This is a genomic window from Halomonas sp. LC1, assembly GCF_030247125.1.
In the GTDB taxonomy this organism is placed as follows: Bacteria; Pseudomonadota; Gammaproteobacteria; order Pseudomonadales; family Halomonadaceae; genus Vreelandella.
Genome location: NZ_JASSPG010000005.1, coordinates 290,821 through 317,096, shown reverse-complemented (window position 1 = coordinate 317,096; position 26,276 = coordinate 290,821). Strand labels below are relative to the sequence as shown.

Here is a 26,276-nt window from a genome sequence, read left to right as displayed (position 1 = left end):
TCTTGAGAAATTTGCCCGCATTGTAAGGGAGTCATCGTACCTGAAGATAGGAATTGTACGTGAAGATCGCCGGGGGTGGCGGCGCAAGCCGTGGCAAAAATCGTCGCACCCCGCTAAGACCGTGAGGCCAGCGTGGCTTCCTGGTAAACTGTCCGCCCACTTCGCCAACACTGGTGTGGTTAACTGGTTTGGTTAATCAGCGAGGAAACCTGTGACCATTCGCTTCATTGCTGCCTCTCGGCTGCCCACTCCCTGGGCCACATTCACCATGCATGGCTTCGAAGACGACGCCACGGGTAAAGACCATATCGCCCTAACGTTGGGCGATGTGAGCGGCGGCGAGCCGGTGTTAGGGCGCGTGCACTCTGAGTGTTTAACCGGCGATGCGCTATTCTCGATGCGCTGCGACTGCGGCTACCAGCTGCAAGAAGCGCTGAAGCGCATTGCGGAAGAGGGGCGCGGCGTGCTGCTCTACTTACGCCAGGAAGGGCGGGGCATTGGCCTGCTCAACAAAATCCGCGCCTATCATCTGCAAGACCAGGGGGCCGATACCGTCGAAGCCAACGAGCAGCTCGGCTTCGGTGCCGACATGCGCCGCTACGACCTCTGCGTGCCGATGCTCAACCAGCTGGGCATCACGGCGCTCAAACTGATGACCAATAACCCTCGCAAGGTCGATGCGCTGACCCGCGACGGCGTGAACGTCGTCGAGCGGCTGCCGATCACCACCGGTTTAAACCCTCATAACGAGCAGTACCTCTCCACCAAGGCAGGCAAGCTCGGCCACATGATGGCGCTGGATGACTTCACCCAGGCCAGTGATGTGGATATCGAGCGTAAGGGGTAGGTGGGTTACGTCGAAGAACCATTTTTAACTTAAATTTCTCGATAAGGACGTTAACGTCGCCGAACGCCTGTAAAAAAGCTTTTTCTTAACTTTGGTTGCCGTATGTCTGAGCTATGGTGATACATGGCAGGACGCTATGCGCACCGATGTAAGGAGAAGCAGCCATGAAAGCACTTTGCTGGCACGGCAAGAACGATGTCCGTTACGACACCGTGCCCGACCCCACGATCGAACACCCCCGCGACGCCATTATCAATGTCAGTAGCTGCGCTATTTGCGGCTCTGATCTGCACCTTTACGACCACTATATGCCCGGTATGACCTGTGGCGATGTCCTTGGCCATGAGTTTATGGGCGAAGTGATGGAGGTGGGCAGCGAGACGCCCAACCTCAAGGTAGGCGACCGGGTAGTGGTGCCCTTCACCATTTTTTGCGGCGAATGCGAGCAGTGTCAGCGTGGCAACTACTCGGTTTGCGAGCGCTCCAACCGTAATAAATCGCTGGCAGATAAAGTCTTTGGCCATGGCGGCGCCGGGCTGTTTGGCTACTCCCAACTGACGGGCGGCTATGCGGGGGGCCAGGCCGAGTTTGTGCGCGTGCCTTTTGCCGACACCACGCATATTAAAGTGCCCGATACGCTCACCGATGAGCAGGTGCTGTTTCTGGGGGATATTTTCCCCACTGGCTGGCAGGCCGCCGTGCAGTGTGACATTCAACCTACCGATACCGTCGTGATCTGGGGCGCAGGTCCGGTTGGCCAGTTCTGCGTGCGTAGCGCGGTGCTGCTGGGCGCCAAACAGGTCGTGGTGATCGATAACGTACCCGAACGGCTCTCGATGGCCGCAGCAGGTGGCGCGATCACCATTAACTTTGCCCACGAAAGCGTGTTGGGCAGGCTGCAGGAGCTAACCCACGGTAAAGGGCCGGAGAAGTGTATCGATGCAGTGGGGCTCGAAGCCCACGCCACGCGCTCGCTGGACTCGGTGTATGACCGGGTAAAACAGGCCATGTGGCTGGAAACCGATCGTGCCCACGTGCTGCGAGAAATGATCTATGTCTGCCGCCCGGCGGGTATTTTGTCGATTCCTGGGGTGTATGGCGGGCTGGTCGATAAAATTCCGATGGGAGCGCTGATGAACAAAGGGCTCACCGTGCGCACCGGGCAAACCCACGTCAACCACTGGACGGATGATCTGCTGCGGCGCATCGACGAAGGCCAGATCGACCCTTCGTTTGTGATTACCCACTCGGTGGATTTAGCTCATGGGCCCGAGATGTATCAAACCTTTCGGGATAAACAGGATGGCTGCGTCAAAGTCATACTGAAGCCGTGATACTGCACAGGGAGGAGAGTATGACAACATCGATGAAGCACCATTCTCACGCGTCAAAACGCTCGATGTCACCAGCGGATAAGTTAGCCAGAGGCTTGGGTTGGCTAAGCTTGGGGATGGGGTTGTATCAGCTAGTGGCCCCGCGTCGTCTGGGCCGAGCGCTGGGGATGCCCCACCGTGCCAACAGCATTCGCGCTTGCGGGGCACGGGAGATTGCCAGCGGTATCGGCGCGCTGTCGGATAACCCGACCAATGCAATTTGGAGTCGAGTTGGCGGAGATGTGCTGGATTTTGCCGCGCTTACCTTTGCGTTAAAGCGCTACCCATCGCATAAAGAGAACCTCTATTTAGCGCTCACCGCGGTGGGTGTGCTGGCGGTAGTGGATGTTAGCTGCGCCAAAGCGTTGAGTCAGCGCCATGCCTACCAGGGCGGCGCCACGCCCGATTACCGCCAGCGCAGCGGCTTCCCTAACGGGCTGGAAAGTGCCTGGGGAGCCGCTCGTACCGAAGGTAGCAACGCTTCAGGGCCGCCCCAACGCCCTTCGCCTACCACGGTGTAATCAGGTGGCTTGCGCCGCCGCCTGCTCTTTTTCGGCGGCACGGGCAAGCGCTGGGCGGTTCGCGTGACGGGCGCGGTAAGCCACCAGGGGCTCCGGCAGGCGGTGCTTCATGCTGGCCGCCCAGGTCAGCGTATGGGTGAGGAAAAGATCTGCCAGGGTGAAGGTGTCGCCGACCAGCGTTTCCTGGCCGCGATAGCGGCGCTCCAGTGCGAGCAGCGCCCGCTGGAATTCCCAAGCGGCGGTGGGGAGTACCGACGGCACGCGTTTGTCTTGAGGCAGGGCAAATTTGTGCTTGGCCTGCAGCCACAGCGGCTGCTCGATCTCGGTGACGATGAAGCTGAGCCACTGGTCGACCTGGGCGCGCTCGGCCACGCTTTGTGGCAGCAGGCTGCCATCGCCATACTGCTCGGCGAGATAGCGGCAGATAGGCGCAGACTCGAACAGCATGAGTTCGCCATCTTCCAGCACCGGCACTTTGCCATCCGGGTGGCGAGCAAGATGCTCGGTACTTTGCCCCTCGCCTTTATCCAGCGCCACGTGGTGGCACTGGTACTCTAGGCCCAGCTCTTCAAGCGTCCAAGCAGCGCGTAGCGAGCGGGAATTGGGAAAGCTGTATAGCGTGATCATTCGGCGACTCCAGGCAGTACCGTGAAGCTTTCACTGTAGCACTCCCTGGAAGCCTGTCACGGGCTACTGGCCGCGTGCCGCGCGAATACGCTCGTAGGCATTACCAATTTCGCTGGTACGGGCTTGGGCCACCTCTCGCATGCTCTCAGGTAGCCCTTTACCGGCCAGTTTGTCCGGGTGGTTTTGGCTCATCAGGCGGCGGTAGGCTTTTTTGATCTCAGCATCGCTGGCATCTTCCGATACCCCTAGCACGCGGTAAGCGTCTTTCAACGCCTCTTCGCTGGCCCCTTGGGAGTTCGCGGCAGCGCCGTGGAGCATTGCTTCGATTTGCTGAACTTCGGCATCGCTGCAGCCAACGCCGCGGGCAACGCGCAGAATCATCTCGTGCTCGGCGGGGTGCAGGACGCCATCGGCGGCAATCGCGCTCAGCTGAACCTGCAAAAAGACTTGGCGCAGCACCGGCTGGCGTTGAGTCAGGCGGTTGACCTTGGCCAGTTCGGCTTCCAGGTTGAAGTCAGCCGTGCGGCCCCGGTCAAAAGCGGCGCGTGCCTTGGCGCGGTGCTCGCCCTGCAGGCGCATTTGATCGAAGAGCTTTTCGGCGACGTTTAGCTCGCCATCGGTGACTTTGCCGTCGGCCTGGCAGAGGCAGCCCATGACCGAGAAGATTGATTCCAAAAAGCCTTCTTGAATTTGAACGCGGGCAGCATTCAAGCGACGGCTGATGCGCCGACCCAGCCACCAGCCAAGGCCGCCACCTACGAGTAAGCCAATGGGGCCACCAACGGCAAGGCCAATCAAACCAAACACAATAATTAGAAATAACATAAACGTCTCAATAGGTTAAAAACGCGTGGGCCACACGCAAAGGTTACGGCAGCCGGGCACGAATGGCGCGCTCGATGCCTTCAGCGTCCAGGCCGCAGTCGCGCAATAGCTCGGCGGGAGTGCCGTGTTCCACAAAGGCGTCCGGCAAGCCTAAGTTCAGCACTTCCACCTGAACGCCTTCGGCGTTCAGTAGCTCGTTCACCGCGCTACCCGCACCGCCCGCGATCACGTTCTCTTCCAGGGTGACCAGTAGTTCATGCTCGTCTGCCGCGTGGAGCACGGCGTCGCGATCCAGCGGTTTCACCGAACGCATGTTGATGTGAGTGGCGTTGAGCTTTTCCGCCACTTCGGCGGCGGCGCTATTGACGCTGCCAAACGCCAGCAGCGCAATGCGCACACCGTCGCTGGTGCTCTCGCGGCGCACCTGGGCTTGCCCAATCGCCAGCGGCTCCAGATGCTCTGGAATCACCGCGCCGGGGCCAGTGCCACGGGGGTAGCGCACGGCAGCCGGGCCAGGATGGTGGTAGGCGGCGCTGAGCATGGCGCGGCATTCGGCTTCATCGGCAGGCGCCAGAATCACCATGCCTGGTACACAGCGCAGGAACGAAAGATCCATACTGCCGTGGTGGGTGGGGCCGTCTTCACCCACAAGGCCTGCCCGGTCGATGGCGAACGTCACGTCGAGATCTTGCACCGCCACGTCGTGAATCAGCTGGTCGTAGCCGCGCTGGAGGAAAGTGGAGTAGATCGCCACCACCGGCTTCATGCCTTCACAGGCCATGCCAGCGGCCAGGGTGACCGCGTGCTGCTCGGCGATGGCGACGTCGAAGTAGCGCTCGGGATAGGTTTGCGAGAAGCGAATCAGATCCGAGCCTTCCCCCATGGCGGGGGTAATGCCCATGAGGCGTGGGTCGGCGGCGGCCATGTCGCATAGCCAGTCGCCAAACACGTTGCAGTATTTTTTCTTCGCAGCGCTTTTGGGGGCCGCTGCTTGCTTCACTAGCGGAGCGCTGACGGTCGTGGTGGTTTTTTCCAGCTTAGTAATCGCGTGGTAGCCAATCTGGTCGGCTTCGGCGGGCAGGAAACCTTTCCCTTTGACCGTTTTGATATGCAGGAACTGCGGGCCTTTCTGGTCGCGCAGGTTACGCAGCGTTTGAGTCAGCGCCTCGAGGTCGTGGCCGTCGATGGGGCCAAAGTAGTGAAAGCCCATCTCTTCAAACAGCGTGGCGGGGCTGACCATGCCCTTCATGTGCTCTTCGGTGCGTTTGGCAAGCTCCAGGGCGCCGGGCAGATGGGAGAGCACCTTTTTACCCTCTTCGCGCATTTTGAGGTAGGGCTTGCTGGAGAGCACCCGGGCAAGGTATGTGGCAATTCCGCCGACATTTTCTGAGATCGACATTTCGTTGTCGTTCAGTATCACCAGCATGTTGGCGTTGACGTGGCCGGCGTGGGCCAAGGCTTCGAACGCCATCCCGGCGGTGAGCGCGCCGTCGCCAATGATGGCGCAGACCTTACGCGGGTCGTTCTGCGCCTGAGCGGCCAGGGCCATGCCCAGGGCGGCAGAAATCGAGGTGCTGGAGTGGCCCACGCCAAAGGTGTCGTATTCGGACTCAGCCCGGCGGGGAAATGCCGCCAGGCCGCCGTGCTGGCGGATGCTCAGCATGGCATCGCGACGCCCAGTGAGGATTTTATGCGGGTAGGCTTGATGGCCCACGTCCCACACCAAGCGGTCTTTCGGCGTGTGGAAGGCGTGGTGCAGTGCGACGCTGAGCTCGACAACGCCCAAGCCTGCGCCAAAGTGGCCGCCAGTGACGCCCACGCTGTAGAGCAAGTAGGCGCGCAGCTCATCCGCTAGCTGGGCGAGCTGTTTGGCGTTCATGGCCCGCAGCGCGGCGGGATGATCAAAAGAGTCGAGCAGTGGCGTCGCCGGGCGCTCGCGGGGTATCTCGTCGAACAGCTTCATAGGCATGTGTTAGTGGTCGCGCTCGATCATATAGTGGGCAAGATCGGCCAGAGGTGCGGCCTGCTCGCCTAGCGGGGCGAGGGCGGCAATGGCCTCGTCAATAAGCGTGTTCGCTTTGCGCTGCGCCCCCGAAAGCCCCAGCAAGCTTGGGTAAGTGGGCTTGGCACGGGCGGCGTCAGCGCCGGAAATTTTGCCCAGCGTGGCGGTGTCACCCGTCACATCCAGGATGTCGTCATGAATTTGGAAGGCTAGACCAATGGCGCGGGCGTAGCGAATCAGCGCGGCCAGACGCGGGTCGTCCTCTTCCACCGCGACCAGTCCGCCCAAACGCACGGCCGCCACGATCAGCGCGCCGGTTTTATGGGCGTGCATGTGCGCCATGGCGTCGGCATCCGGATGGCCGCCCACGGCGGCTAAATCCAGCGCCTGGCCAGCCACCATGCCGTCGCGGCCAGAGGCGACCGCCAGCGTGGTGACTAGCTGGCCCAAGCGAGGATAAGGGCGACTGGCCAGCACTTCGAACGCCAGCGCCTGCAGGGCGTCGCCCGCCAAAATGGCGGTGGCCTCGTCGAAAGCTTTGTGCACCGTGGGCTGGCCGCGCCGCAGGTCGTCGTCGTCCATGGCGGGTAGGTCGTCGTGAATCAGCGAGTAGGCGTGAATCAGCTCGATGGCCGCCGCGGGAGCATCTAGGTCTTCGTCACTCGCCCCGAGGGCTTGGCCCGCTAAATAGACCAGCAGTGGGCGCAGGCGTTTGCCGCCTACCAAAAGCCCGTGGCGCATGGCCGCTTCCAAACGCTCATCGACCGCTGGGCGAGCATCGAACAGCGCGGCCAGCGTGGCGTCCACACGCGTGCTGCTGGCTTGGCGCAGCGTGGTCAGTCGAGAGGCGTGAGCGGTTACCATGGCGGCGTCTCCTCGCTGTCGTCGCCAGCCTCCTGGGTGCCTGCGAACGGGGCAACGTTTGGTTTGCCGTCGGCATCTTCGCTCAGCGCTCGCACGGTCAGTTCGGCGCTGTCGAGGCGCTGCTGGGCGTCGCGGGTGAGCCGCACGCCCTGTTCGAAGGCGGTCAGCGCGTCTTCCAATGAGAGTTCGCCGGACTCCAGGCGTTCCACAATGGTTTCGAGCTGGGCAACCGTTGCGGCAAAATCTTGTGGGGGTGTGGTGTCGCTCATCGGGCAGTGCCTACCGTTTTCCGGGCGCCCTAGTGTCCGCCAGGGCGACGAGTGTGGCTGCGGATGCTGTCAAATAAACGCACAGTATACACCGAGGCGAGGGGGTGGCGTCTGCCCTCGCTATCGGTTGATTCGTCGACTTGCGCTTCGTTCATCTTGAAAGCGCACACTTTTCATCGTGGCAAGCCACCGGGAGCGCAAGCGGCTGTGCTACCATACGGGCCTCCCGTGAACCGATACACGGCGCATGCCGCCGACCATAGAGGTTGATTCAGCCATGGCCAAAACGTCCCTGGAAAAGAGCAAGATCAAGATCCTGCTACTCGAGGGCGTCCACCAAAGCGCGGTGGACAATTTTCACAACGCCGGTTACGAGAACATCGAGCATCTGCCGACCTCGCTGGATGAAGAGGCGCTGATCGAGAAGATTCGCGATGTTCACTTTATCGGTATTCGCTCCCGCACGCAGCTGACCGAGCGCGTGTTCGAGGCGGCCGAGAAGCTGGTGAGTGTTGGCTGTTTCTGTATCGGTACTAACCAGGTCGATCTGGATGCGGCGCTCAAGCGCGGTATCGCGGTCTTCAACGCGCCCTACTCCAACACCCGCTCGGTGGCCGAGCTGGTGCTGGCAGAGGCGATCATGCTGCTGCGTGGTATTCCTGAAAAGAACGCCCGCGCCCACCAGGGTGGCTGGCTGAAGTCGGCGAAGAACTCCCACGAAGCGCGCGGTAAAACCCTCGGTATCGTGGGTTACGGCAGTATCGGCGCACAGCTCTCCGTCTTGGCGGAATCGCTCGGCTTCAACGTGATTTACTACGATGTGATCACCAAACTGGGCATGGGCAACGCCAGCCAGGTCGGCAGTTTGGAAGAGCTGCTCGGTCGCTCTGACGTGGTCAGCCTGCACGTGCCGGATCTGGCCTCTACCCGCTGGATGATCGGCGCGAAAGAGATTGCGGCCATGAAAGATGGAGCGATTTTGATCAACGCTGCCCGGGGCAGCGTGGTAGAAATCGAGCCGCTGGCCGAAGCGATCAAAGCGGGTAAACTCAATGGGGCGGCCATCGACGTCTTCCCGGTCGAGCCGAAAGGCAACGACGAAGAGTTCCAAAGCCCGCTGCGCGGCCTGGATAACGTGATTCTGACGCCGCATATCGGGGGTTCTACCCTGGAAGCCCAGGAGAACATCGGTATCGAGGTCTCCGAAAAACTGATCACGTACTCGGACAACGGCACCACGGTCACCTCGGTCAACTTCCCCGAAGTGGCGCTGCCCGCGCATCCGGACAAGCACCGTTTGCTGCACATTCACGACAACGTGCCCGGCGTGCTTTCTCAGATCAACCGCGTGCTGTCGGAAAACGGCATCAACATTTCGGGCCAGTATCTGCAGACCAACGATAAGGTCGGCTACGTGGTGATCGATGTCGACAAGGCTTACGGCCCGCAGGCGCTGGAAGCGCTGAAGCAAGTAGAGCACACGCTGAAGATTCGCGTGCTCTACTCGGCGCAGAATAGCTAAGCAAATAGCTAGCCAGCGCTTGTTACCAAAACGGCCCCAACGGGGCCGTTTTGCGTTATATCACTTGCTAGTTAGGTGCTGTTAGGCCAAATCAAACAGCAGCACTTCGCTGGCGTCGTGGCTAGTCAGCTCAACGTGCTCGTCCGGCGTAAAAGCGGCGGCATCGCCGGTGGTGAGTCGTTCGCCGTTCACGTCGACGGCCCCTCTCACCACGTGCAGCCATGCGTAGCGTGAGGGCGGGGGCGTGACGTGGTCTCCGGCGCTCAGCAGGCTGGCATACAGATTGACATCCTGATTCACGCTCACCGAGCCATCGCGACCATCTGGGGAGAGCACCAAGCGCCACTGGCCCTGCCGCTCGGCGGTGGGGAAGTGCTTCTGCTCGTAGCTGGGCTGAATGCCACGCTGGGCGGTTTCGATCCAGATTTGCAGAAAGTGCAGCCCGTTCTCTTTGGAGTGGTTGAACTCGCTGTGCAGTACGCCCGTGCCTGCGGACATGCGCTGCACATCGCCTGGGCGCATCACTTCGCCATTGCCCATGTTGTCCTTGTGCTCCATCTCGCCATCGAGCACGTAGGAGATGATCTCCATATCCCGGTGGGGGTGGGCGCCAAAGCCGTGGCCGGGGGCCACGCGGTCTTCGTTGATCACCCGCAGCGCGCGGAAGCCCATATGATTGGGATCCATGTAATTGGCGAACGAAAACGTGTGGTAAGAGCGCAGCCAGCCGTGGTCCGCGTAGCCCCGCTCGTTGGAACGACGAATCTTCATGAAAAGCACCTCATCACTGAGTTAAGTTGCCACCTACTATACGACCGAGTGCGCGTGACGTGGGGTGAAGCTTTCTCAATGATGTCGTCGAAATAATCGACGATTGGCGCCCCTTTGATCTGCGTCAAACGCGCCGAGATGCACCGAGGGCGCGCTTTTTGCTATCATGCGCGCGTTCATTTCACCCGGTCCGCCCTTTGCGAGGGCGACTACCAGGAGCACTCCATGACGACCCCGACTCCAACACCGCCCATCGTGGTGGCGGCGCTGTACAAATTTGTCACCCTGAACGATTTCGAAGCGCTGCGCGAGCCGCTACGCCAAACCATGCTGGATAACGGCGTGAAAGGCACGCTGCTGCTGGCCAAAGAGGGCATCAACGGCACCGTGGCCGGTAGCCGCGAAGGTATCGACGCGCTGCTGGCTTGGCTCACCGCCGACCCGCGTTTGGCCGATATCGACCACAAAGAGTCATTTTGCGACGAGCCGCCGTTCTACCGCACCAAGGTCAAACTGAAAAAAGAGATCGTCACCCTCGGCGTGCCGGGCATCGACCCTAACGACACCGTGGGCACCTACGTAGAGCCAGAGAATTGGAACGACGTCATCTCCGATCCCGAAGTGCTGGTGATCGATACTCGCAACGACTACGAAGTGGCGATTGGCAGCTTCGAAGGCGCGGTAGACCCGAAAACCACCACCTTCCGCGAGTTTCCAGAGTACGTGCGCGAGCACTACAATCCGGAGCAGCATAAAAAGGTCGCCATGTTCTGTACCGGCGGTATCCGCTGCGAGAAAGCCTCCAGCTTCATGCTGAAAGAGGGCTTCGAAGAGGTGTACCACCTGAAAGGCGGCGTGCTGAACTACCTGGAAAAGGTACCGGAAGAGAAGTCGCTGTGGCGCGGCGAATGCTTCGTGTTCGATAACCGGGTCACCGTTCGCCACGACCTCACCGAAGGCGAGCACGAGCAGTGCCACGCCTGTCGGATGCCGATCTCCCAGGAAGATATGCAGTCGTCGGCCTATGAGCCGGGCATTAGCTGCCCCCACTGCATCGACTCGCTGCCCGAGAAAACCCGCGCCGCCGCCCGTGAGCGTCAGCGTCAGATCGAGCTGGCCAAGGCGCGCGGCGAACCCCACCCGCTGGGTTACAACCCTCGCCAGGACGCCCGCGAGAAGGCGTAATCCAAAGGTGGCCTTCCGCCGAGCGGGAGGCCACTTTGGTCGTAGCGCGCCCTCGGCGGCCCAAGCAAGCGCTAGACTGGGTAGCAACGTCTGCTCAGGAGCCTGCCATGTCGTCCCCTCATGCGTCCCCTTCCCACGACTGCCTGCTGCGCACCGCGCAGGGGGGCGTCGTGACGCTTACTCTCAATCAGCCCGAGCGCTTCAATGCGCTGTCGGAAACGATGTTGGAAGCGCTGCAAGCTGCGTTGGATGACATTATCCAAGATGAGCACGTGCGCTGCGTGGTTTTGGCAGCCAACGGTAAAGCCTTCTGCGCAGGCCACGACTTAAAGCAGATGCGCGCGAACCCGGATAAAGCCTACTACCAAGCGCTGTTCGCGCGCTGCGGCAAGGTGATGCAAAGCCTCGTCCATTTGCCCGTGCCGGTGATCGCCAAGGTGCAGGGCATTGCCACCGCTGCGGGCTGCCAGCTCGTCGCTAGCTGCGATTTGGCCGTGGCCGCCAGCAGCGCCCGCTTTGCGGTTTCCGGCATCAACGTGGGGCTGTTTTGCTCGACCCCGGCCGTGGCGCTTTCGCGCAACGTGCCCCGAAAGCGGGCCATGGAGATGCTGTTGACCGGCGAGTTTATCAGCGCAGACACCGCCGCCGAGTGGGGGCTGATAAATCGTGTCGCCGCAGAAGGCGAGCTTGATGCCGAGGTTGAAGCGCTCACCGCGAGCCTCTGCGCGAAAAGCGCGGTGGCCGTGCGTACCGGCAAAGCCATGTTTGCCCGTCAGTTGGCGATGCCACTGGATGAGGCCTACGTCTTTGCCGGCGACACCATGGCGTGCAACATGCTGGCCGACGACGTGGCCGAAGGGATCGATGCGTTTATCGAGAAACGCCCGCCCCAGTGGCAACACCGCTAGCCATCCAATGGTGGAATTTGTTTCCGTAAACGCGACAGCGCCCGCGCAGCGCGTTATCCTGCTGGCTTTTTACGTCATTCAGCGCCGTCAGGAGAGTCTCAGGTGAGTGAAGCCAAGCGCAGGTCAGTCGGACGTCCGGCAGGAGCCACCAAAGCCAGCGGTGGGCATAGCCAATCGTTAGTACGCGGCCTCACGCTACTCGAGTATTTGTCCGCCAGCCCCTTGGGTCTTGCGCTCTCGGAACTGGCGGAGATGGCCGACCTTGCCCCTTCCACCACCCACCGCCTGCTGCAGGCGCTGCAAAGCCAGGGCTTTGTCACCCAGGAGAGCGAGCAGGGCCTGTGGCGCATCGACGTCAAAACCTTCCGCATTGGTAACAGCTTTTTAGAAGCTCGCGACGTGGTGGCCAAAAGCCGCCCGTTTTTACGTCGTTTAACCGCAGAAACCGGCGAAACGGCGAACCTGGGTATCCGCGATGGCGCCACGGCGGTCTTCCTGGCGCAAAACGAATCCCCGCAGATGATGCGTATGATTACGCGGCTGGGCTCCCGTGCGCCGCTGCACGCCTCCGGCGTGGGCAAGGCGCTGCTGGCGTGGATGAGCGAGGAGGAGCGCAGCGCGCTGTTAGAAGGCGGCTACGAGCTGGCCCGTGTCACTGAAAATACCCTCTATCAAACGGAGGCGCTCCAGGCGGAAATGGCCGCCATTCGCGCCCAAGGCTTTGCCTGCGACCGGGAAGAGCATGCCATTGGCCTGCACTGCGTGGCGGCCTGTATTTTCGATGAGCATGCCACACCGTTGGCGGCCATCTCCGTCTCGGGCCCTATGGCGCGCATTCCCGAAGAGCGCCTGCTGGTGCTGGGGGCGCTGGTGCGTCAAATCGCGGCGGAGATCACCCAGCAGCTCGGTGGTCAACTGCCCCGTTAAACGTTAGAGGGCACGTGACGTGTTTAGCCTGTTTTGGGTGGCGCTGGCCAGCGCCACGCTGCTGCCCGGCGGCTCGGAAGTATGGTTAGCGCGGCTTTGGTGCATGGGCGAACCTGCCGTTGGTGTGTGGCTTGTCGCCACTGCGGGCAATACGCTGGGCAGTTTGATCAACGTGGCGCTGGGTCGTTACGCTCGCCACTATCAACATCGGCGCTGGTTTCCAGTGTCGCCTCAAGGGCTTGCCCGCGCTGAGCGCTGGTATCACCGCTTTGGCGAAGCGAGCCTGCTACTCTCCTGGGTGCCCGTGATTGGCGACCCGCTCACCGTGTTGGCGGGCGTCATGCGTCTTTCCTGGTGGCGGGCACTGCTCTGGATCGTGCTGGCCAAAGGGGCGCGCTACGGCCTGCTGATCGTCATGGCGCAGCAGTGGCTGGCACCCCATTGTCAATGACGGGGTCGGGTTTCATTGGCGCGCAAAAAACGGGCGCGTTAACGTCTCTGGCATAGAGGCATGTTACCCTAGCCACTTCAATCAAAGCGTTATACAACGCTGGCATTCTTAGCGGATGCACTATCCTGTGTTTAACATTAATAGGCTGAAACTTAACGAATGCAGGATGGCAAATACTCACCCAAAGGGAGGTTATGGTGTGACGTCACTACGTTTACTACCCTGGCTAGGCGTCTGGATGCTGACGCTATTCGCCATGCTGGCCGGGCCAGCCATGGCGCAAACCACGCTAGGCGCCGAGAGCGACGCGCCTGCCGCTGAAGAGCAACCCTCTTATGCGGCGCTGGCCGACCTGCTGGAAGACGAGCAGGCCCGCCAGGAGCTGATCGAACTGCTACGCAATCAAGCCTCCGAGCTGCCCGCCGGTGTGGCGGCCGAGCTGTCGCCAGAAGCGGCCGCAGCAGGGGGCAACGTGGCGCCTGAAGACGTGTCGCTGCCCCGCCAGTTGGCGGAACTGACCAGCCGCGTGGTGGGCGATGTCGGTGGGCAGATCGAGCAGGCCGTGGCCATCGTCGGCAACATGTTCTCCGGCCAGGGTACGGGCAGCAGCTTCGATATGGCGGCGTTCATCAGTGCCGCGATCAATCTAGGCATCGTGATCGTGGCGACCTTCGCCATTTTCATGGTGTTTCGCCGCCTGGCAAAGTCGCTGTTTACCAAGATCAGCGCTTGGTCGCAGCAGGGCACTGGCCTGACCCCGGTACTGCGTTTGGTGCTCTGCGTGGCGATTGCCGCCGTGCTGGACGTGCTGCTGGTAGCGCTGGCGTACGTGGGCGGTAACCTGATTGCGACCTTTGCGGTGGGGGAAACCGGTGAGCTCTCTACCCGTGCCTCACTCTTCTTGAACGCTTTCCTGATCATCGAGCTGCTGAAGGCCGGTGTGCGGATGCTGTTCTCCTCGCGCTACGAAGGCCTCCGCCTGCTGCCGATTTCCGCCAAAGAGGCATCCTACTGGAATCGCTGGCTGGCGCGTCTAATCGGCATGGTGGGGTATGGCTTGATGGTCGTCGTGCCGCTGGTCAACTTCTATATCGCGGCCTCTCTGGGGCAGGCGGTCGGCACGCTGATCATGCTGCTGGCGTTCATCTATGCGGTGGGCGTGGTGCTCAAAAACCGCGTGCGTCTGCGCGATAACCTGAATCAAATGGGCGCTCGCTCGACGCTGACGGCCAGCCGCGTGTCGCTGCAGCTCTTTGCCCGGACATGGCATTTGTTCGCGCTGATCTATTTCCTGATGGTGCTCGTGCTGACCCTGACCCGTCCTGGCGATGCACTGCCCTTCGTCCTCTTCGCGACGTTGAAGACGCTCGGCGCCGTGGTCGTGGGCCTGCTGCTGTCTGCGTTCCTGACACAGACCATTGGTCGTCGTATTCAACTCTCCGATGACCTGCGCCGTAAGCTGCCGCTGCTGGAAGTCCGGTTGAATAGCTACGTGCCCAACGCGCTGCGCGTGCTGCGCACGGTGATCGTCGTTGCGGTGATCATGGTGGTGCTGGATGCCTGGGGGGCCTTTGATCTCGCCGCCTGGTACGCCTCCGAGCGCGGTGCCAACCTGGTGGGTAACCTGATCAGCGTGGCGGTCATTCTGGTGGTGTCGCTGGGCGTATGGCTGGGTCTGGCGAGCCTGATCGAGCACAAGCTCAACCCGGAAACCGGGCATGGCGAACCCTCTGCCCGTGCCAAAACGCTGCTGAGCCTGTTCCGTAATGCGCTGGCGATCGCCATGGTGACCATCACCGGCATGATCGTGCTCTCGGAAATCGGCATTAACATCGGGCCGCTGATTGCCGGTGCTGGTGTACTGGGTCTGGCGATTGGTTTTGGTGCGCAGAAGCTGGTGCAGGATGTGATCACCGGGGTGTTCATTCAGGTCGAAAACGCCATGAATACCGGCGACGTGGTGACCGTGGGTGGCATTACCGGCACGGCGGAGCGTCTGAGCATTCGTTCGGTGGGGATTCGCGACCTATCCGGTACGTACCATATCGTACCGTTCTCTAGCGTCGATACCGTCTCCAACTACATGCGTGAGTACGGCAACCATGTGGGCGAATACGGCATTGGCTATAACGAGAGCATCGACGAAGCCATCGAGCAGCTCCAGCTTGCCTTCGAAGATCTCAAGGCCAGCGACGAGCATGGCAACAAGCTGTTGGCCGACCTGACCGTGGCCGGTGTGACGGCCCTGGCGGATAGCTCGGTGAACATCCGCGTGGTGATCAAAACCACGCCGGGCGACCAGTGGGCCGTCGGCCGTGCTTACAACCGCTTGGTCAAGCTGCGCTTCGATGCGGCGGGCATCGAGATTCCGTTCCCGCATACCACGCTCTACTTTGGTGAAACCAAAGGTGGCAAGACACCGCCTGCCAACGTGCGCATTCTGGAAGCGAAAGCCGAACGGAAGCGTACCGACACGGCACCGTTGTCAGAGCGTAGCGAAGACGCGTTACAGCATGAGCCGGAGCACCATAAGCCGGACCATGACGATGTCGACGAAACCTAAGCGTTGAGATCGTGACGTGCATGAGGCCGCCTTCGGGCGGCCTCATTGCGTTGGGTCAGCGCTGGCCAGGGTAGTTCTCGGAGTGACGACCTTCCAGGTTGATCGACTCGCCGCCATCCACGAAGAGGATCTGCCCTGCGACGAACGCGTTATCCAGCAAGTAATGCAAAGCTTGTACAAGATGGGCCGGGTCACCCTGGTGATCCACAGGAATACCCTCGATACGCCACTGAATGTAGTCGCTCGTGCGTTGTGAGGCCGGCAACACCACACCCGGCGCAATACCGTTGATTCGCAGGCGTGGCGCAAACTCCAGCGCGGCCATTCGGGTCATGTCGGCCAGACTTTTCTTGGAAAGCAGGTACGCCGCATACGGGTACTGGTGGTAGGCCACTTTGTTGTCGATGATGTTGATCACCTGACCGTGCTCTACCGCATCGGCAAAATGGCGTGTGAGGAGCAGTGGGGTGAACATGTTGACCCGAAACTGGGTCTCCAGCATGGCCAGCTCGGTCTGTGCGATGGGGGCAGGTTCGTAGGCCGAGGCGCTATTTAGCAGCACGTTCAAGCCGGGGAAACGTGTTTTCACCTGTTGAATCAGCGTCTCCAGCGAGTCGCTCAGAAAGTTGCAGGGAAGTATCTCGCACTCCCTTCCTTTGCCACGAATCACCGTGGCGACTTCTTCGGCCTCCCCTCGGGAGCTGTTGACATGCAGGGCGATATCGAAGCCCTTGTCGGCCAATGCTTCCGCAAAATGGCGGCCAAGGCGTGTGGCGCCGCCGGTAACAAGTGCCGCAGGTGTTGGCATGACGAATCCCTCGCTGTGTTGTGAATGACGCGCGTTGATACCCCAGACTTTCTGCGTGAGCGCAGCGTTTGTCAATAACTTGTACAGAGCTTGAACAAAATGGCCAACGGTCTACTCTGTGGAAGCGCGGTTCGATGCTGTGCATCAGCGCTTTACATCAGCCCGTCGAACCATGACGGCGCGGTGAACGTCGCGGCTGTTGGAAAGCATCTTGTCAGCGTCTTTGTCTCGTTACTCCATCATCGGCTTTTATCTGGGATGTCGCTATGCCAACAACGTCGTCACATGCAACACCTAGCACCCGGTACCACGAGTGCGTGATTTCAGTGGGGTCCAATATTGAACCAGAGCACCACTTCGCCCAGGCGCTAGAGATATTGAGCAGTGAATGCGAACTGGTGGCTCGCTCCGAAGCCGTCCGCACGGCACCGGTCGGCTTTCAGCAGCAGCCCGATTTTCTCAATGCCGCGCTGGTGGTGCGCACCACGCTAGAGCGTGATGCCTTCAAAGCCTATTTGAAAGCGGTCGAGCACCGCCTGGGGCGAGTGCGTGGGCCGATCAAATCCGGGCCGCGAACCATGGACTTGGATATCGTGGCCTGGGACGGCGACGTCGTGGACGACGGCTACTTCCAGCATGATTACGTGCGTGGTCCAGTCGATGACGTGCTGGCGGCCAGCGGGCGCTCGCTCAGCGCAGGCCCGGCTTCGTAACTCTGTACGCGCATGCGCGATATTATTGAGGTATAGGCCTCACGTTTCGTGGTTATCGGTCGATAATGATGCTAACCACGCATGTCGCGCTCATTTCGAGGTCACTCCCGTGATCAGCCTTGCGACTAATATCACGTCGCTACTGGTGATGAACCATCTACGCAGTAGCCAGCAGGCGATGCAGACCTCCATGGAGCGTCTGTCGTCGGGGCTGCGTATTAATAGCGCCAAGGATGACCCGGCAGGTCAGGCGATTGCCAATCGCATGGGCGCACAACTTCGCGGTATGAACCAGGCGATTCGCAATACCAACGACGGCATTTCGATGGTGCAAACCGCCGAAGGCGCGTTGGACCTGATCAATGATAGCCTGCAGCGCATCCGCGAACTCAGCGTGCAGGCGCTCAACGGCACCAATTCATCAGCGGATCGGGCGTCTATCCAGTTAGAAATCGACCAACGGTTGGAAGAGATCGATCGCATTGCCGAGCAGAGCAACTTTAACGGCATCCGGCTGATCGAGAGCGATAAAACGCTCAATATTCAGGTAGGGGCCAACGCCGGGGATGTGATTGGCGTGCGCTTTTCTGCCATGGGGCGTCAGGCGCTGGGGTTGGATAATTTCAGCGTATTAGATAATGGCTCGGCCACGCCCAAACCGATGGATGTCGTGGATGAGGCCATGAAGCAGGTGGACCGCCAGCGCAGCTATTTAGGCGCGGTGCAGAACCGCTTCGAGAGCGTCATTGACGGGCTCAACACCAACATCATTAACACCTCCGCCGCCCAGTCGCGTATTCAAGACGCCGACTACGCGCAAGAAGTCTCCAACCTTATTCGCGCCCAACTGCTTCAGCAGGTGGGTATCGCGATGCTGACCCGGGTGAACCAACAGCCGCAGATGATTCTGCGGCTATTGGAAGGGCTGTAGTTAGAAGCTGTCCATCACCGTTAGTCGATGATGCCTTGTTCACGCGCCATGGCGTAAGCCGCCTGCGGGCCGTTCCACAGCGAGGGCAGCAGAATCAGCGACACAGGGATCGCGGTGATCACGATAAACTGCTGCAGCGCGCCAATTTGACCTGCACCCATATACAGCAGCACGGCCGCCATCAGGGCCATCGCAATGCCCCAAAAAGCGCGCATGTAAGGGCTCGGGTCGTCATGGCCTGCGCCGACAACGGCAATCGCGTAGCTCATGGAGTCGCCGGTGGTGGCCACAAAAATCGTGGTCAGCAGCAGAATCGCCAGTGCCATCCAGGTGCCGCCGGGCAGCGCTTGAGCCACCGTGAGGGTCGCCACGTCAAACTGGAAGTTATTGAGCGCTTCGGTCAGGTCAATTACCCCGGTCAACTGGTAGTAAATGCCGGAGCCGCCCAGTAGCGTAAACCATACGGTAGTGGCAATCGGAGCGAGTACGGCAACCGCCAGAATCATTTCACGAATGCTGCGGCCCCGTGAAATGCGCGCCACGAAAATCGCCATCAGCGGTGCATAGCCGATAAACCAAGCAAAGAAGAACACCGTCCACCACTGCATCCACCACGCCGGGGCGGTTTCAGCGGTCATCGTGGCCATGGTGAAAAACTCGCTGACATACGCGCCCATGCTGGAAACGTAGGTGTTCACCAAAAACAGCGTGGGGCCAAACACCACAATGATGGCGCCAATGGCTAAGGCCAGCAGCACGTTGAAGCGGCTCAGCAGTTGGATGCCTTTATGCACCCCGCTCATGGAAGAGAGCACATAGATGGCCCCTAACACGGCCAGGATGATGAGCTGGCCCGTGTAGCCTTCCGGCAGGCCAAACAGCTCATGCAGGCCAAAACTCACCTGCGTGGCCAAAAAGCCGATAGGGCCTACCGTGCCCGCCACTAAGGCAATCACACAGCAGGCATCCACTAAGCTGCCCAGCGGGCCACGCATCAGGCGTTCCCCAAAAATCGGGTAGAGCAGCGTGCGCGGCTGCAGCGGTTGGCCTTTCACGTAGTGGGCGTGGGCCAGTACCACGGCGGTGAGCGATCCCAGCACTGCCCAAGCCATAAAGCCCCAGTGCATGAACGACTGCGCCAGCGCGCCGGAGACCGCTTCAGCGGTGCCCGCCTCGGTATCAAAGGCGGGTGGGGTGACCACGAAGTGGTACACCGGCTCGCCCGCGGCAAAAAACACCCCGCCACCGGCTAACAGCGTACACAGAATGATCGAGAGCCACTTAAAGGTACTCATTTCTGGTGCATCGAGATTGCCGATTTTGGCTTTCGCTGCCGGAGTTAATGCCACGCCAATCGCAATGAAAAACGTCAGTAGAAGCAGCAGCTGAAAATAGCTGCCCAGCACCAGCGCCGTCCAGGCAAAGCCTGCGCTGATAGAGCTGGCGACCCGGTCGATGTCGTAAAACGAGAGCCCGAGGAACGCCACGATGAAGCCGATGCTGAGCACCAGCACAATAGGGTCACCGAGGGAAAACCGCGAGGGCCCCTCGGCATGTTGGGGAGGTTGGTTCATGTCGAACACCTATGAATGGGAGTTGGCAGGAAAGAGCGGGGAACGCGTTAGCTTAACAAACCAAAGCGTGAGCCGACTTAACGGCGCAAGAGCGCTAAGCGAGACGCTAGTCGTCCAGGCCCGTTTTCAGAACAAAAAAAAGCGCCATTCAATGAATGGCGCGAGGACAGGAAACTGCGCACAGTATACCGACGCGTTAGACCAAAGTCTAACGTTTGGGGCAAAAATGTTTGAAGTTGGTGCGTATCTGAGTGTGGCTGCACCATTTTGGACGCTTAGTAGGCGGCCTGAGCTGTGGGAAGCTCTATAACGCTATGAATAAACAGTGAAAATAAAAAAATGGCAGTATTGCTGCAACGGTCAGGCAACGATTGTATACAAGGTGCTCTGACCCATGACCCAACTCCCCAGCTTGGCCAAATCCTGCTTTCTCTCCAGCGCCCTCTGTGGCGTTGCGCTGTCGCTACTGCCGACGAGCGCTCTGGCAGACATGACGCCCATCCGTTTCCAGCTCGACTGGCGTTTCGAAGGCCCCGCCGCCCCCTTCTTGATGGCGGCTGAGAAAGGCTACTTCGCTGAAGAGGGCTTGGATGTGCAGATTGATTCCGGCAGCGGCTCGGCGGGAGCGGTGAACCGGGTCGCCTCAGGGGCATATGAGATGGGCTTTGGCGATCTGAACGCGCTGGTCGAATTCCTGGCGGAAAACCCTGAAGGTCCTGGTATTCAGGGCGTGTATATCGTCTATGACGGCACGCCTGCCGCGGTATTTGCCCGTAAAGAGAGCGGGATCGAAAGCCCCGCTGACCTAGCAGGTAAAACCATTGCCGCGCCTGCCTTTGACACCGGCTACCGCGCTTGGGGCATCTTCGCCGCGGCCAACGGCCTGGAATCTGATGCGGTGGAGTGGCAGAACGTCGACCCTACGCTGCGTGAGACGCTGCTGACCCGCGGCGACGTGGATGCCATCACCGGGTTCTACTTCACCAGCCTGCTAAACCTAGAAGAGCGCGGGATGAGTGAAGATGACCTGACCATCATGCCGTTCCCGGATTATGGCGTGCCGCTCTACGGCAACGCGATTTTGGCTAGCGAAGCCTTCGCGGAAGCCAATCCCGAAGCGGTTCAGGGATTCTTACGCGCCTTTAACCGCGCACTGGGTGAGACGCTGGACGACCCGGAAGCCGCCATCGAGTACGTAAAAAACCGCGATGGCTTGATTGATGTGGAGATGGAAACCCGCCGTTTGAAGCTGGCGCTGGAGAGCGTGGTGGATACCCCCGATGCCCGCGAGTTTGGCGTGGGCGGCGTGGATGACGAGCGGTTAATGCAGGCGATTCAACTGGTGGCGGATGCCTATGAACTGCCCACGCTGCCGTCGCCCGACCAAGTGTTTGATTCCCGCTACCTACCGCCGGTAGAAGAGCGCATGCTGCTGCCGGAGGCCGAGTAATGTCGGCAGCGTTTGTCCGCTTTGATGACGTAAGCTTGGCCTACGACGGCACCGGCAACGCCATTGAAGAGATCAATCTCGATATCCACGAAGGCGAGTTTGTCGCCTTCGTGGGGCCTTCCGGGTGTGGTAAATCCACCTTTATGAAGCTATGCACTGGGCTGCACGCGCCCACCCAGGGCAGCGTGCGCGTGGACGATGCACCCGTGACCGGGCCGCTGAAAATCTCCGGTATGGCGTTTCAGAACGCCAACCTGCTGCCCTGGCGCACCACCCTGGATAACGTGCTGCTGCCACTGGAAATCGTCGAGCCCTACCGGAAGCAGTTCCGCCAGCGCCGGAAGGAGTTTGTGGGCTGGGCGCGGGATCTGCTGGGCACAGTGGGCTTGGCCGAGTACGAAGATAAATACCCCTGGCAGCTCTCGGGCGGTATGCAGCAGCGAGCCTCGATTTGTCGCGCGCTGATTCATCGGCCGCGCCTGCTAATGCTGGATGAGCCTTTTGGTGCGCTGGATGCTTTCACCCGCGAAGAGCTTTGGTGTGTGCTGCGGGATTTATGGGAAGCCCAGCGGTTTACCGTGGTGCTGGTAACCCACGACCTGCGTGAAGCCGCATTCTTAGCCGATACGGTCTACGTGATGAGCCGCCGCCCTGGTCGTGTGATCGAGCGCCGCGCCATTGAGCTGCCCCGGCCTCGGGCGCTGGAAACCACCTATGAAAAGCCTTTTATCGATCTGGTGCAGGAACTACGCGCCCAGATTGGCGAAGTGCGCAGTACCTAACGGACATGAATATGACCCATAACAGCAAGCTGATTGAACGGCTAGCGCCCTGGATCGCCGTGGCTGTCCTGGTGGTCGTGTGGGAAGCCTCGGTGAGGCTCTTCAACGTACCCAGCTTTATCTTCCCAAGCGCGTTAGACACCCTACAGGCGCTGGTGACGTATTCAGGGCCGATTGCCATGCACTCCTGGCAAACGTTTTGGACCACGCTGATCGGTTTTGGCTTGGGCGTCGTGGTGGGGCTGGTACTAGGCTTTATCGTTGGCTCGTCGCGCTTTCTCTATAACGCCTGCTACCCGCTATTAGTGGGGTTTAACGCCATCCCGAAAGTCGCTTTTGTGCCGATTCTAGTGGTCTGGTTTGGGATCGGCTCAGTGCCCGCCATCCTCACCGCGTTTTTGATCTGCTTTTTCCCCATCGTGGTGAATGTGGCCACGGGGCTAGCGACGCTGGAGCCCGAGATGGAGGACGTGCTGCGCGTGTTGGGTGCGCGGCGTATCGATGTGCTGCTCAAGGTAGGCCTGCCTCGCTCGCTGCCGTACTTTTTTGCCTCGCTCAAGATTGCCATCACCCTGGCGTTCGTGGGCACCGTGGTATCGGAAACCGTGGCCTCCAATCAAGGCATTGGCTATCTGATGATGAGCGCAGGCTCACAGATGCGTATGGGCTTGGTATTCGCCGGACTATTGGTGATTAGCGCCATGGCCATGGTGATGTACGAGCTGTTCGCACTGCTAGAAAAACGCATGACCGGGTGGGCCCACCGGGGGCAACACCGCTAGCGGCCACCGCGCTTACCAGCTATACAGCAGCGAGGCGCTGGTGGTGGTGTCGGTGCGCTCGGTGGCGTCTTCCGGGGGCTGGGAGTTGTGCTTCACTTCATAAGAGAGGCGCAGCGACAGCTTGGCATTGAGCCGAGCAGTCAACGCCGTCAGCGAGCGGGCAGTGGTATTTTCATCCGTGTACTCCACCGACATCTCTTGGGAAATATCTGCGTACTCGGAAAACCGGTAGCGATAGTCCAGAGCGGTATAGGCCACGGGCAGCTGCTGATTGTCTTCGTCTCGCAGGCGATCATTGCGATAACCCGGCCCCGCTTCCAATGAGAGCGTATGTTGCTTATTTTCCAGCAGCTGCCGCCCATAACCGCCAATCACTGAGAGCTGCTGGTCGTAACCGGCAAAGCGGTCCTTCTCCCAGCGGGCAAAGCCGAAGAGATAATGTGGCCCGCTAAAATCATAGCGCTCCCGCCCGGCCAATAAGTACTGCTCCGCGCTGGTCTCACCCTCCTTGCTGACGTTGCGCACTTCTCCCCGTAGCGAATGAGTCAATTGCCCCGTGAGCCAAGTCAGGCGCGTTTTGCCGATCAGGGTTTGGCTATCGGTGTTGCCTGACAGGTGGGTAAAGCCCAGCTCCGCGTCGCCGCTGAACACGGGCGTGTCCTCTTTAGGCGGTGGTGGGGCATAGAATGGATAGGCCACGGCCCCCGTGGCCCACAATGCCGTACCGCTGAAAACCAGAAAACGTAATAGGTGTCGCACGACACTCCTCCTTGAGCGTAGGATCGGTAAGGGGCTGTTATCAAAGCACAGCGAGGTGGCAGCGCAACGACTAACGGCCATTAGGCGCTGCGTGCCATAATGACGCGGTCGCGCAGAGTGAGTTCCCTTATGACTGCCCCCCGCCCTAGAACACTGGCCGAGTTACAGCGCTGGCGCCGCACCCGTGCCAAGCGCCGCTGGTATAAGCGCAGCTTCCGCCTGCAGGTCATGATGCTGGTGGGGTTGCTGCTAGCGGGTATGCTGCTGGCTCAGGGCACCTATCTCAACCATCGCAAAGCCGAGATCATCACTCACCAAATGGGCGAGCGGGCGCTGGCCGTGGCCAAAACCGTGGCCGGGATGCCGCAGATTGTAAACGCTTTTACCACTGCTGACCCCTCTGCCATCATTCAGCCGCAAGCCGAGCGAGTGCGCCAGGAAACCGGCGCACGCTACGTGGTGGTGGGCAATGCCCAATCGATTCGCTACTCCCACCCCGTGCCCGAGCGCATTGGTCAGCCCATGGTGGGCGGCGATAATGACCAAGCGCTGATCTATGGACAGTCCTATGTCTCCGAAGCCACCGGCACGCTGGGCACCGCCATGCGCGGCAAGACGCCGGTATGGGATGAGGAGGGCAACATTATCGGGGTGGTTTCGGTGGGCTTTATGCTCGACCGCGTCGATATGGATGTGGCCCGCTACACCAGTCTCGGCTGGGCGCTGGTGGCGCTCATGATTGTGCTGGGGTTTGCGGGCGCTTACTGGCTATCGCAGCACCTTAAAAAGATCATCCTAGGGTTAGAGCCTTACGAAATCGCCCGTTTGGCAATGGAGAAAGAGGCCATTCTGCAGTCGATTCACGAAGGCATTCTCGCCGTGAATCGGGATGGTCATATCACCTTGGTGAACCAGCAGGCGCGGCGCTTTTTAGAGCTGCCGGATGAGCACGTGCTGCTGGGGCAGCCGATCCGCGAGGTGGTGCCCAACTCGCGGCTGCTGGAAGTCTTGAAGCACGGCGAGCAGGAGTTCGATCAAGAGATGTGGCTGGGGGATCACCCGGTGGTGGTCAACCGGGTGCCGATTCTCCATGAAGGCGAGATAGAGGGGGCCGTGGCCACCTTCCGCAGCCGCCGGGAGATCATCGACCTCTCCCAAGCGCTTACCCAGGCCAGCCGCGATGTGGATATGCTGCGCGCCCAGGCTCACGAGTTCTCCAACAAGCTCTACACCATTTCAGGGCTGTTGCAGCTCCAGCGCATCGACGAAGCGCTGGCGCTGATTCATCAGGAAACCGAACGCGCCCAGGCGCAGATGAGCTTTTTGATGCGCCACGTGGCGGATGCGGTACTGAGCGGCACGCTGCTGGGCAAACTCACCCGCGCCCGCGAGCTGGGCGTTGCCCTGGAGATCGACGAGCAGAGCTCGCTCTCCTGCCCGCTGACGCCTACCGGCCAAGAGGTGATGATGAGCGTGGTGGGCAACCTGCTGGATAACGCCTGCCACGCCGCGCTCAACGGCCCTCACGGTAACCAGCCCCAGGTGCGGCTGTTTTTCACCGACCTCGGCGAGCAGTTGCTTATCGAAGTGGAAGATAACGGCGCTGGGGTGCCCGCTGAGCATGCCGAATCGATTTTTGCCGACGGGTTTTCCACCAAGACTGGCAAGCATCGGGGGATCGGGCTCGCCCTGGTGGATAGGCTGTGCCGCCAGCACGGGGGCGCGATAACGCTGGAAGAGAGCGAGCTGGGGGGCGCGTGTTTTACGGCCGTGCTGGATCGCTCACTATGCGCCGATCCCGCCACTCAGCCCCCGACCTCATAACGAGTGAAGAGCATACGACGATAATAAGAGGACACCGCATGTCTGCGACGCAATACGGCATTTTGGTCGTCGAAGACGATTTTCGCATCGCCGATATCCACCGCGCCTTTATCGAGCAGAGCGAGGGCTTTTACGTGGTGGGCATGGCACGCAACGGCAGCGAAGCCAAAGCGCTGATGGCTCTGCACGCTGCAGAGATTCAACTGATTTTGCTGGATGCCTACCTGCCGGATGTTGAAGGACTTGAGCTCCTGTGGGCCATTCGCCGCGACTATGTGCATGTGGATATTGTGATGGTGACTGCCGCCAAAGAGGTAGAAACCATTAGCGAGGCGCTGCGTGGCGGGGTGTTCGACTATCTGATCAAACCCATAGAAGCGGCCCGCATGAATCAGATGCTGACCCGCTTTCGCCGCGAGCGTGAAGCGCTGGCGAACCGCGCTGAAATGAGCCAAGACGAGTTGGATCACGTGCTGGCAAGGGTGACGCCTAGCGAGCCCGCACGCACGGGTAGCCGCACGCTGCCCAAGGGCATCGACCGCTTGACGCTACGCCGGGTCGTGGATGCGCTGGCCGCCGAATCCGAGTCGCTTACCGCGATGCAGGTGGCTCGCACCATGGGCGCCAGCCGCTCGACCGCACGACGCTACCTGGAGTTTTTGGTGGCGGAACAAGCGTTGAGCGCTGAACTCGGGTATGGCGATGTGGGCCGCCCCGAGCGGCGTTATCGGTTGTTGAGCGCCGCCAAAGGGTGGTTGGAAACGTTGTGAGCGCCGCTGTGTGAACAAAATGAACAAAACGCACAAAAAGAACAATTTGTCGTTAATGGTCACAAGCTTGTCGATGGGGGTGGCACTCTTCTAACGTTCACGGCGTAACCACACAAAGCTGATCACCGCGCGCGAAGCGTGATGCAGATTAGCCGTGCTTTTGGTTCATGACTCGGCGCACACAACAAGCCGCGCCCACCAAAACACCGTATGAATAATAACGCCTGA

The 26,276-nt window shown here is 60.3% G+C and carries 25 protein-coding genes; 16 read left to right on the top strand and 9 right to left on the bottom strand.

The genetic code is table 11. The features are described from left to right. The first annotated feature begins 211 nt into the window (after positions 1 to 211). The 3 genes from ribA (at position 212) to QIT27_RS10410 (ending at position 2,741) form a co-directional block, all read left to right on the top strand. Complete coding sequence (gene ribA / locus QIT27_RS10420) at positions 212 to 847, top strand: GTP cyclohydrolase II (protein WP_253018552.1); 636 nt, start codon at positions 212 to 214, stop codon at positions 845 to 847. Between the two features lie 164 nt (positions 848 to 1,011). Next, positions 1,012 to 2,181, top strand: a complete 1,170-nt coding sequence (locus QIT27_RS10415) for a zinc-dependent alcohol dehydrogenase (protein ID WP_285263754.1) — start codon at positions 1,012 to 1,014, stop codon at positions 2,179 to 2,181. A gap of 20 nt (positions 2,182 to 2,201) precedes the next feature. Next, positions 2,202 to 2,741 (top strand): hypothetical protein, encoded by a 540-nt coding sequence (locus QIT27_RS10410; protein ID WP_285263753.1) that lies wholly within the window; start codon positions 2,202 to 2,204, stop codon positions 2,739 to 2,741. On the opposite strand, the gene QIT27_RS10405 is transcribed toward QIT27_RS10410, so the two are convergent. From QIT27_RS10405 to xseB, 5 genes are all read right to left on the bottom strand, one after another. Continuing rightward, on the bottom strand, positions 2,742 to 3,368 hold the full coding sequence (locus QIT27_RS10405) for a glutathione S-transferase family protein (RefSeq protein WP_159343493.1): 627 nt from the start codon (positions 3,366 to 3,368) through the stop codon (positions 2,742 to 2,744). It lies immediately after the preceding gene. A gap of 63 nt (positions 3,369 to 3,431) precedes the next feature. Continuing rightward, complete coding sequence (gene djlA / locus QIT27_RS10400) at positions 3,432 to 4,193, bottom strand: co-chaperone DjlA (RefSeq protein ID WP_285263752.1); 762 nt, start codon at positions 4,191 to 4,193, stop codon at positions 3,432 to 3,434. A gap of 43 nt (positions 4,194 to 4,236) precedes the next feature. Beyond that, positions 4,237 to 6,162, bottom strand: a complete 1,926-nt coding sequence (dxs, locus tag QIT27_RS10395; RefSeq protein WP_285263751.1) for a 1-deoxy-D-xylulose-5-phosphate synthase — start codon at positions 6,160 to 6,162, stop codon at positions 4,237 to 4,239. A gap of 3 nt (positions 6,163 to 6,165) precedes the next feature. Then, a complete protein-coding gene (gene ispA / locus QIT27_RS10390; RefSeq protein WP_253018542.1) occupies positions 6,166 to 7,059 on the bottom strand; it encodes a (2E,6E)-farnesyl diphosphate synthase in 894 nt (297 codons plus the stop codon). Beyond that, positions 7,053 to 7,328, bottom strand: a complete 276-nt coding sequence (xseB, locus tag QIT27_RS10385; protein ID WP_159343489.1) for an exodeoxyribonuclease VII small subunit — start codon at positions 7,326 to 7,328, stop codon at positions 7,053 to 7,055. The genes ispA and xseB overlap by 7 nt, the downstream gene beginning before the upstream one ends. A gap of 277 nt (positions 7,329 to 7,605) precedes the next feature. Here xseB and serA point away from each other — a divergent pair, with 277 nt between their 5' ends. Then, on the top strand, positions 7,606 to 8,850 hold the full coding sequence (gene serA / locus QIT27_RS10380) for a phosphoglycerate dehydrogenase (RefSeq protein ID WP_159343488.1): 1,245 nt from the start codon (positions 7,606 to 7,608) through the stop codon (positions 8,848 to 8,850). Positions 8,851 to 8,931: 81 nt separating this feature from the next. On the opposite strand, the gene QIT27_RS10375 is transcribed toward serA, so the two are convergent. Beyond that, positions 8,932 to 9,621, bottom strand: a complete 690-nt coding sequence (locus tag QIT27_RS10375) for a pirin family protein (RefSeq protein ID WP_285263750.1) — start codon at positions 9,619 to 9,621, stop codon at positions 8,932 to 8,934. Between the two features lie 225 nt (positions 9,622 to 9,846). Between QIT27_RS10375 and trhO the strand changes: the two genes are divergently transcribed. From trhO to ybiO, 5 genes are all read left to right on the top strand, one after another. Then, positions 9,847 to 10,806, top strand: coding sequence for an oxygen-dependent tRNA uridine(34) hydroxylase TrhO (trhO, locus tag QIT27_RS10370; RefSeq protein ID WP_285263749.1), 960 nt, complete (start codon positions 9,847 to 9,849; stop codon positions 10,804 to 10,806). Positions 10,807 to 10,913: 107 nt separating this feature from the next. Beyond that, the gene (locus QIT27_RS10365; RefSeq protein WP_285263748.1) at positions 10,914 to 11,714 is read left to right on the top strand and encodes an enoyl-CoA hydratase; all 801 of its coding nucleotides are present in this window, start codon (positions 10,914 to 10,916) and stop codon (positions 11,712 to 11,714) included. 102 nt (positions 11,715 to 11,816) lie between these two features. Then, a complete protein-coding gene (locus QIT27_RS10360; RefSeq protein ID WP_159343484.1) occupies positions 11,817 to 12,641 on the top strand; it encodes an IclR family transcriptional regulator domain-containing protein in 825 nt (274 codons plus the stop codon). Between the two features lie 19 nt (positions 12,642 to 12,660). After that, positions 12,661 to 13,092 (top strand): YqaA family protein, encoded by a 432-nt coding sequence (locus tag QIT27_RS10355; RefSeq protein WP_159343483.1) that lies wholly within the window; start codon positions 12,661 to 12,663, stop codon positions 13,090 to 13,092. A 199-nt stretch (positions 13,093 to 13,291) separates the two neighbouring features. Then, positions 13,292 to 15,655, top strand: coding sequence for a mechanosensitive channel protein (gene ybiO, locus QIT27_RS10350; protein ID WP_285263747.1), 2,364 nt, complete (start codon positions 13,292 to 13,294; stop codon positions 15,653 to 15,655). Between the two features lie 55 nt (positions 15,656 to 15,710). Here the strand turns inward: ybiO and QIT27_RS10345 are convergent, their stop codons facing one another. Next, entirely contained in the window at positions 15,711 to 16,463 is a 753-nt protein-coding gene (locus QIT27_RS10345; RefSeq protein WP_285263746.1) for an SDR family oxidoreductase, read from the bottom strand. Between the two features lie 266 nt (positions 16,464 to 16,729). On the opposite strand from QIT27_RS10345, the gene folK reads away from it, so the two are divergent. Both folK and QIT27_RS10335 read left to right on the top strand, forming a co-directional pair. Then, positions 16,730 to 17,176, top strand: a complete 447-nt coding sequence (gene folK / locus QIT27_RS10340) for a 2-amino-4-hydroxy-6-hydroxymethyldihydropteridine diphosphokinase (RefSeq protein ID WP_253018539.1) — start codon at positions 16,730 to 16,732, stop codon at positions 17,174 to 17,176. Between the two features lie 109 nt (positions 17,177 to 17,285). After that, positions 17,286 to 18,107, top strand: a complete 822-nt coding sequence (locus QIT27_RS10335; RefSeq protein ID WP_285263745.1) for a flagellin N-terminal helical domain-containing protein — start codon at positions 17,286 to 17,288, stop codon at positions 18,105 to 18,107. 20 nt (positions 18,108 to 18,127) lie between these two features. Here the strand turns inward: QIT27_RS10335 and QIT27_RS10330 are convergent, their stop codons facing one another. Beyond that, the gene (locus QIT27_RS10330; protein ID WP_285263744.1) at positions 18,128 to 19,681 is read right to left on the bottom strand and encodes a BCCT family transporter; all 1,554 of its coding nucleotides are present in this window, start codon (positions 19,679 to 19,681) and stop codon (positions 18,128 to 18,130) included. A 394-nt stretch (positions 19,682 to 20,075) separates the two neighbouring features. Between QIT27_RS10330 and QIT27_RS10325 the strand changes: the two genes are divergently transcribed. From QIT27_RS10325 to QIT27_RS10315, 3 genes are read left to right on the top strand one after another with little or no spacing between them, the layout of a single operon-like run. Then, complete coding sequence (locus QIT27_RS10325; RefSeq protein ID WP_285263743.1) at positions 20,076 to 21,131, top strand: ABC transporter substrate-binding protein; 1,056 nt, start codon at positions 20,076 to 20,078, stop codon at positions 21,129 to 21,131. After that, positions 21,131 to 21,913: an ABC transporter ATP-binding protein gene (locus QIT27_RS10320; protein ID WP_285263742.1), complete on the top strand. Its 783-nt coding sequence runs from the start codon at positions 21,131 to 21,133 to the stop codon at positions 21,911 to 21,913. The genes QIT27_RS10325 and QIT27_RS10320 overlap by 1 nt, the downstream gene beginning before the upstream one ends. An 11-nt stretch (positions 21,914 to 21,924) precedes the next feature. Then, complete coding sequence (locus tag QIT27_RS10315) at positions 21,925 to 22,695, top strand: ABC transporter permease (protein WP_159343475.1); 771 nt, start codon at positions 21,925 to 21,927, stop codon at positions 22,693 to 22,695. A 12-nt stretch (positions 22,696 to 22,707) separates the two neighbouring features. Here the strand turns inward: QIT27_RS10315 and QIT27_RS10310 are convergent, their stop codons facing one another. Further along, the gene (locus tag QIT27_RS10310; protein ID WP_253018533.1) at positions 22,708 to 23,454 is read right to left on the bottom strand and encodes a DUF481 domain-containing protein; all 747 of its coding nucleotides are present in this window, start codon (positions 23,452 to 23,454) and stop codon (positions 22,708 to 22,710) included. A gap of 129 nt (positions 23,455 to 23,583) precedes the next feature. Here QIT27_RS10310 and QIT27_RS10305 point away from each other — a divergent pair, with 129 nt between their 5' ends. Further along, positions 23,584 to 25,278, top strand: a complete 1,695-nt coding sequence (locus QIT27_RS10305) for an ATP-binding protein (protein WP_285263741.1) — start codon at positions 23,584 to 23,586, stop codon at positions 25,276 to 25,278. 38 nt (positions 25,279 to 25,316) lie between these two features. Further along, a complete protein-coding gene (locus QIT27_RS10300; protein ID WP_253018529.1) occupies positions 25,317 to 26,048 on the top strand; it encodes a response regulator in 732 nt (243 codons plus the stop codon). Positions 26,049 to 26,276 lie beyond the last annotated feature (228 nt).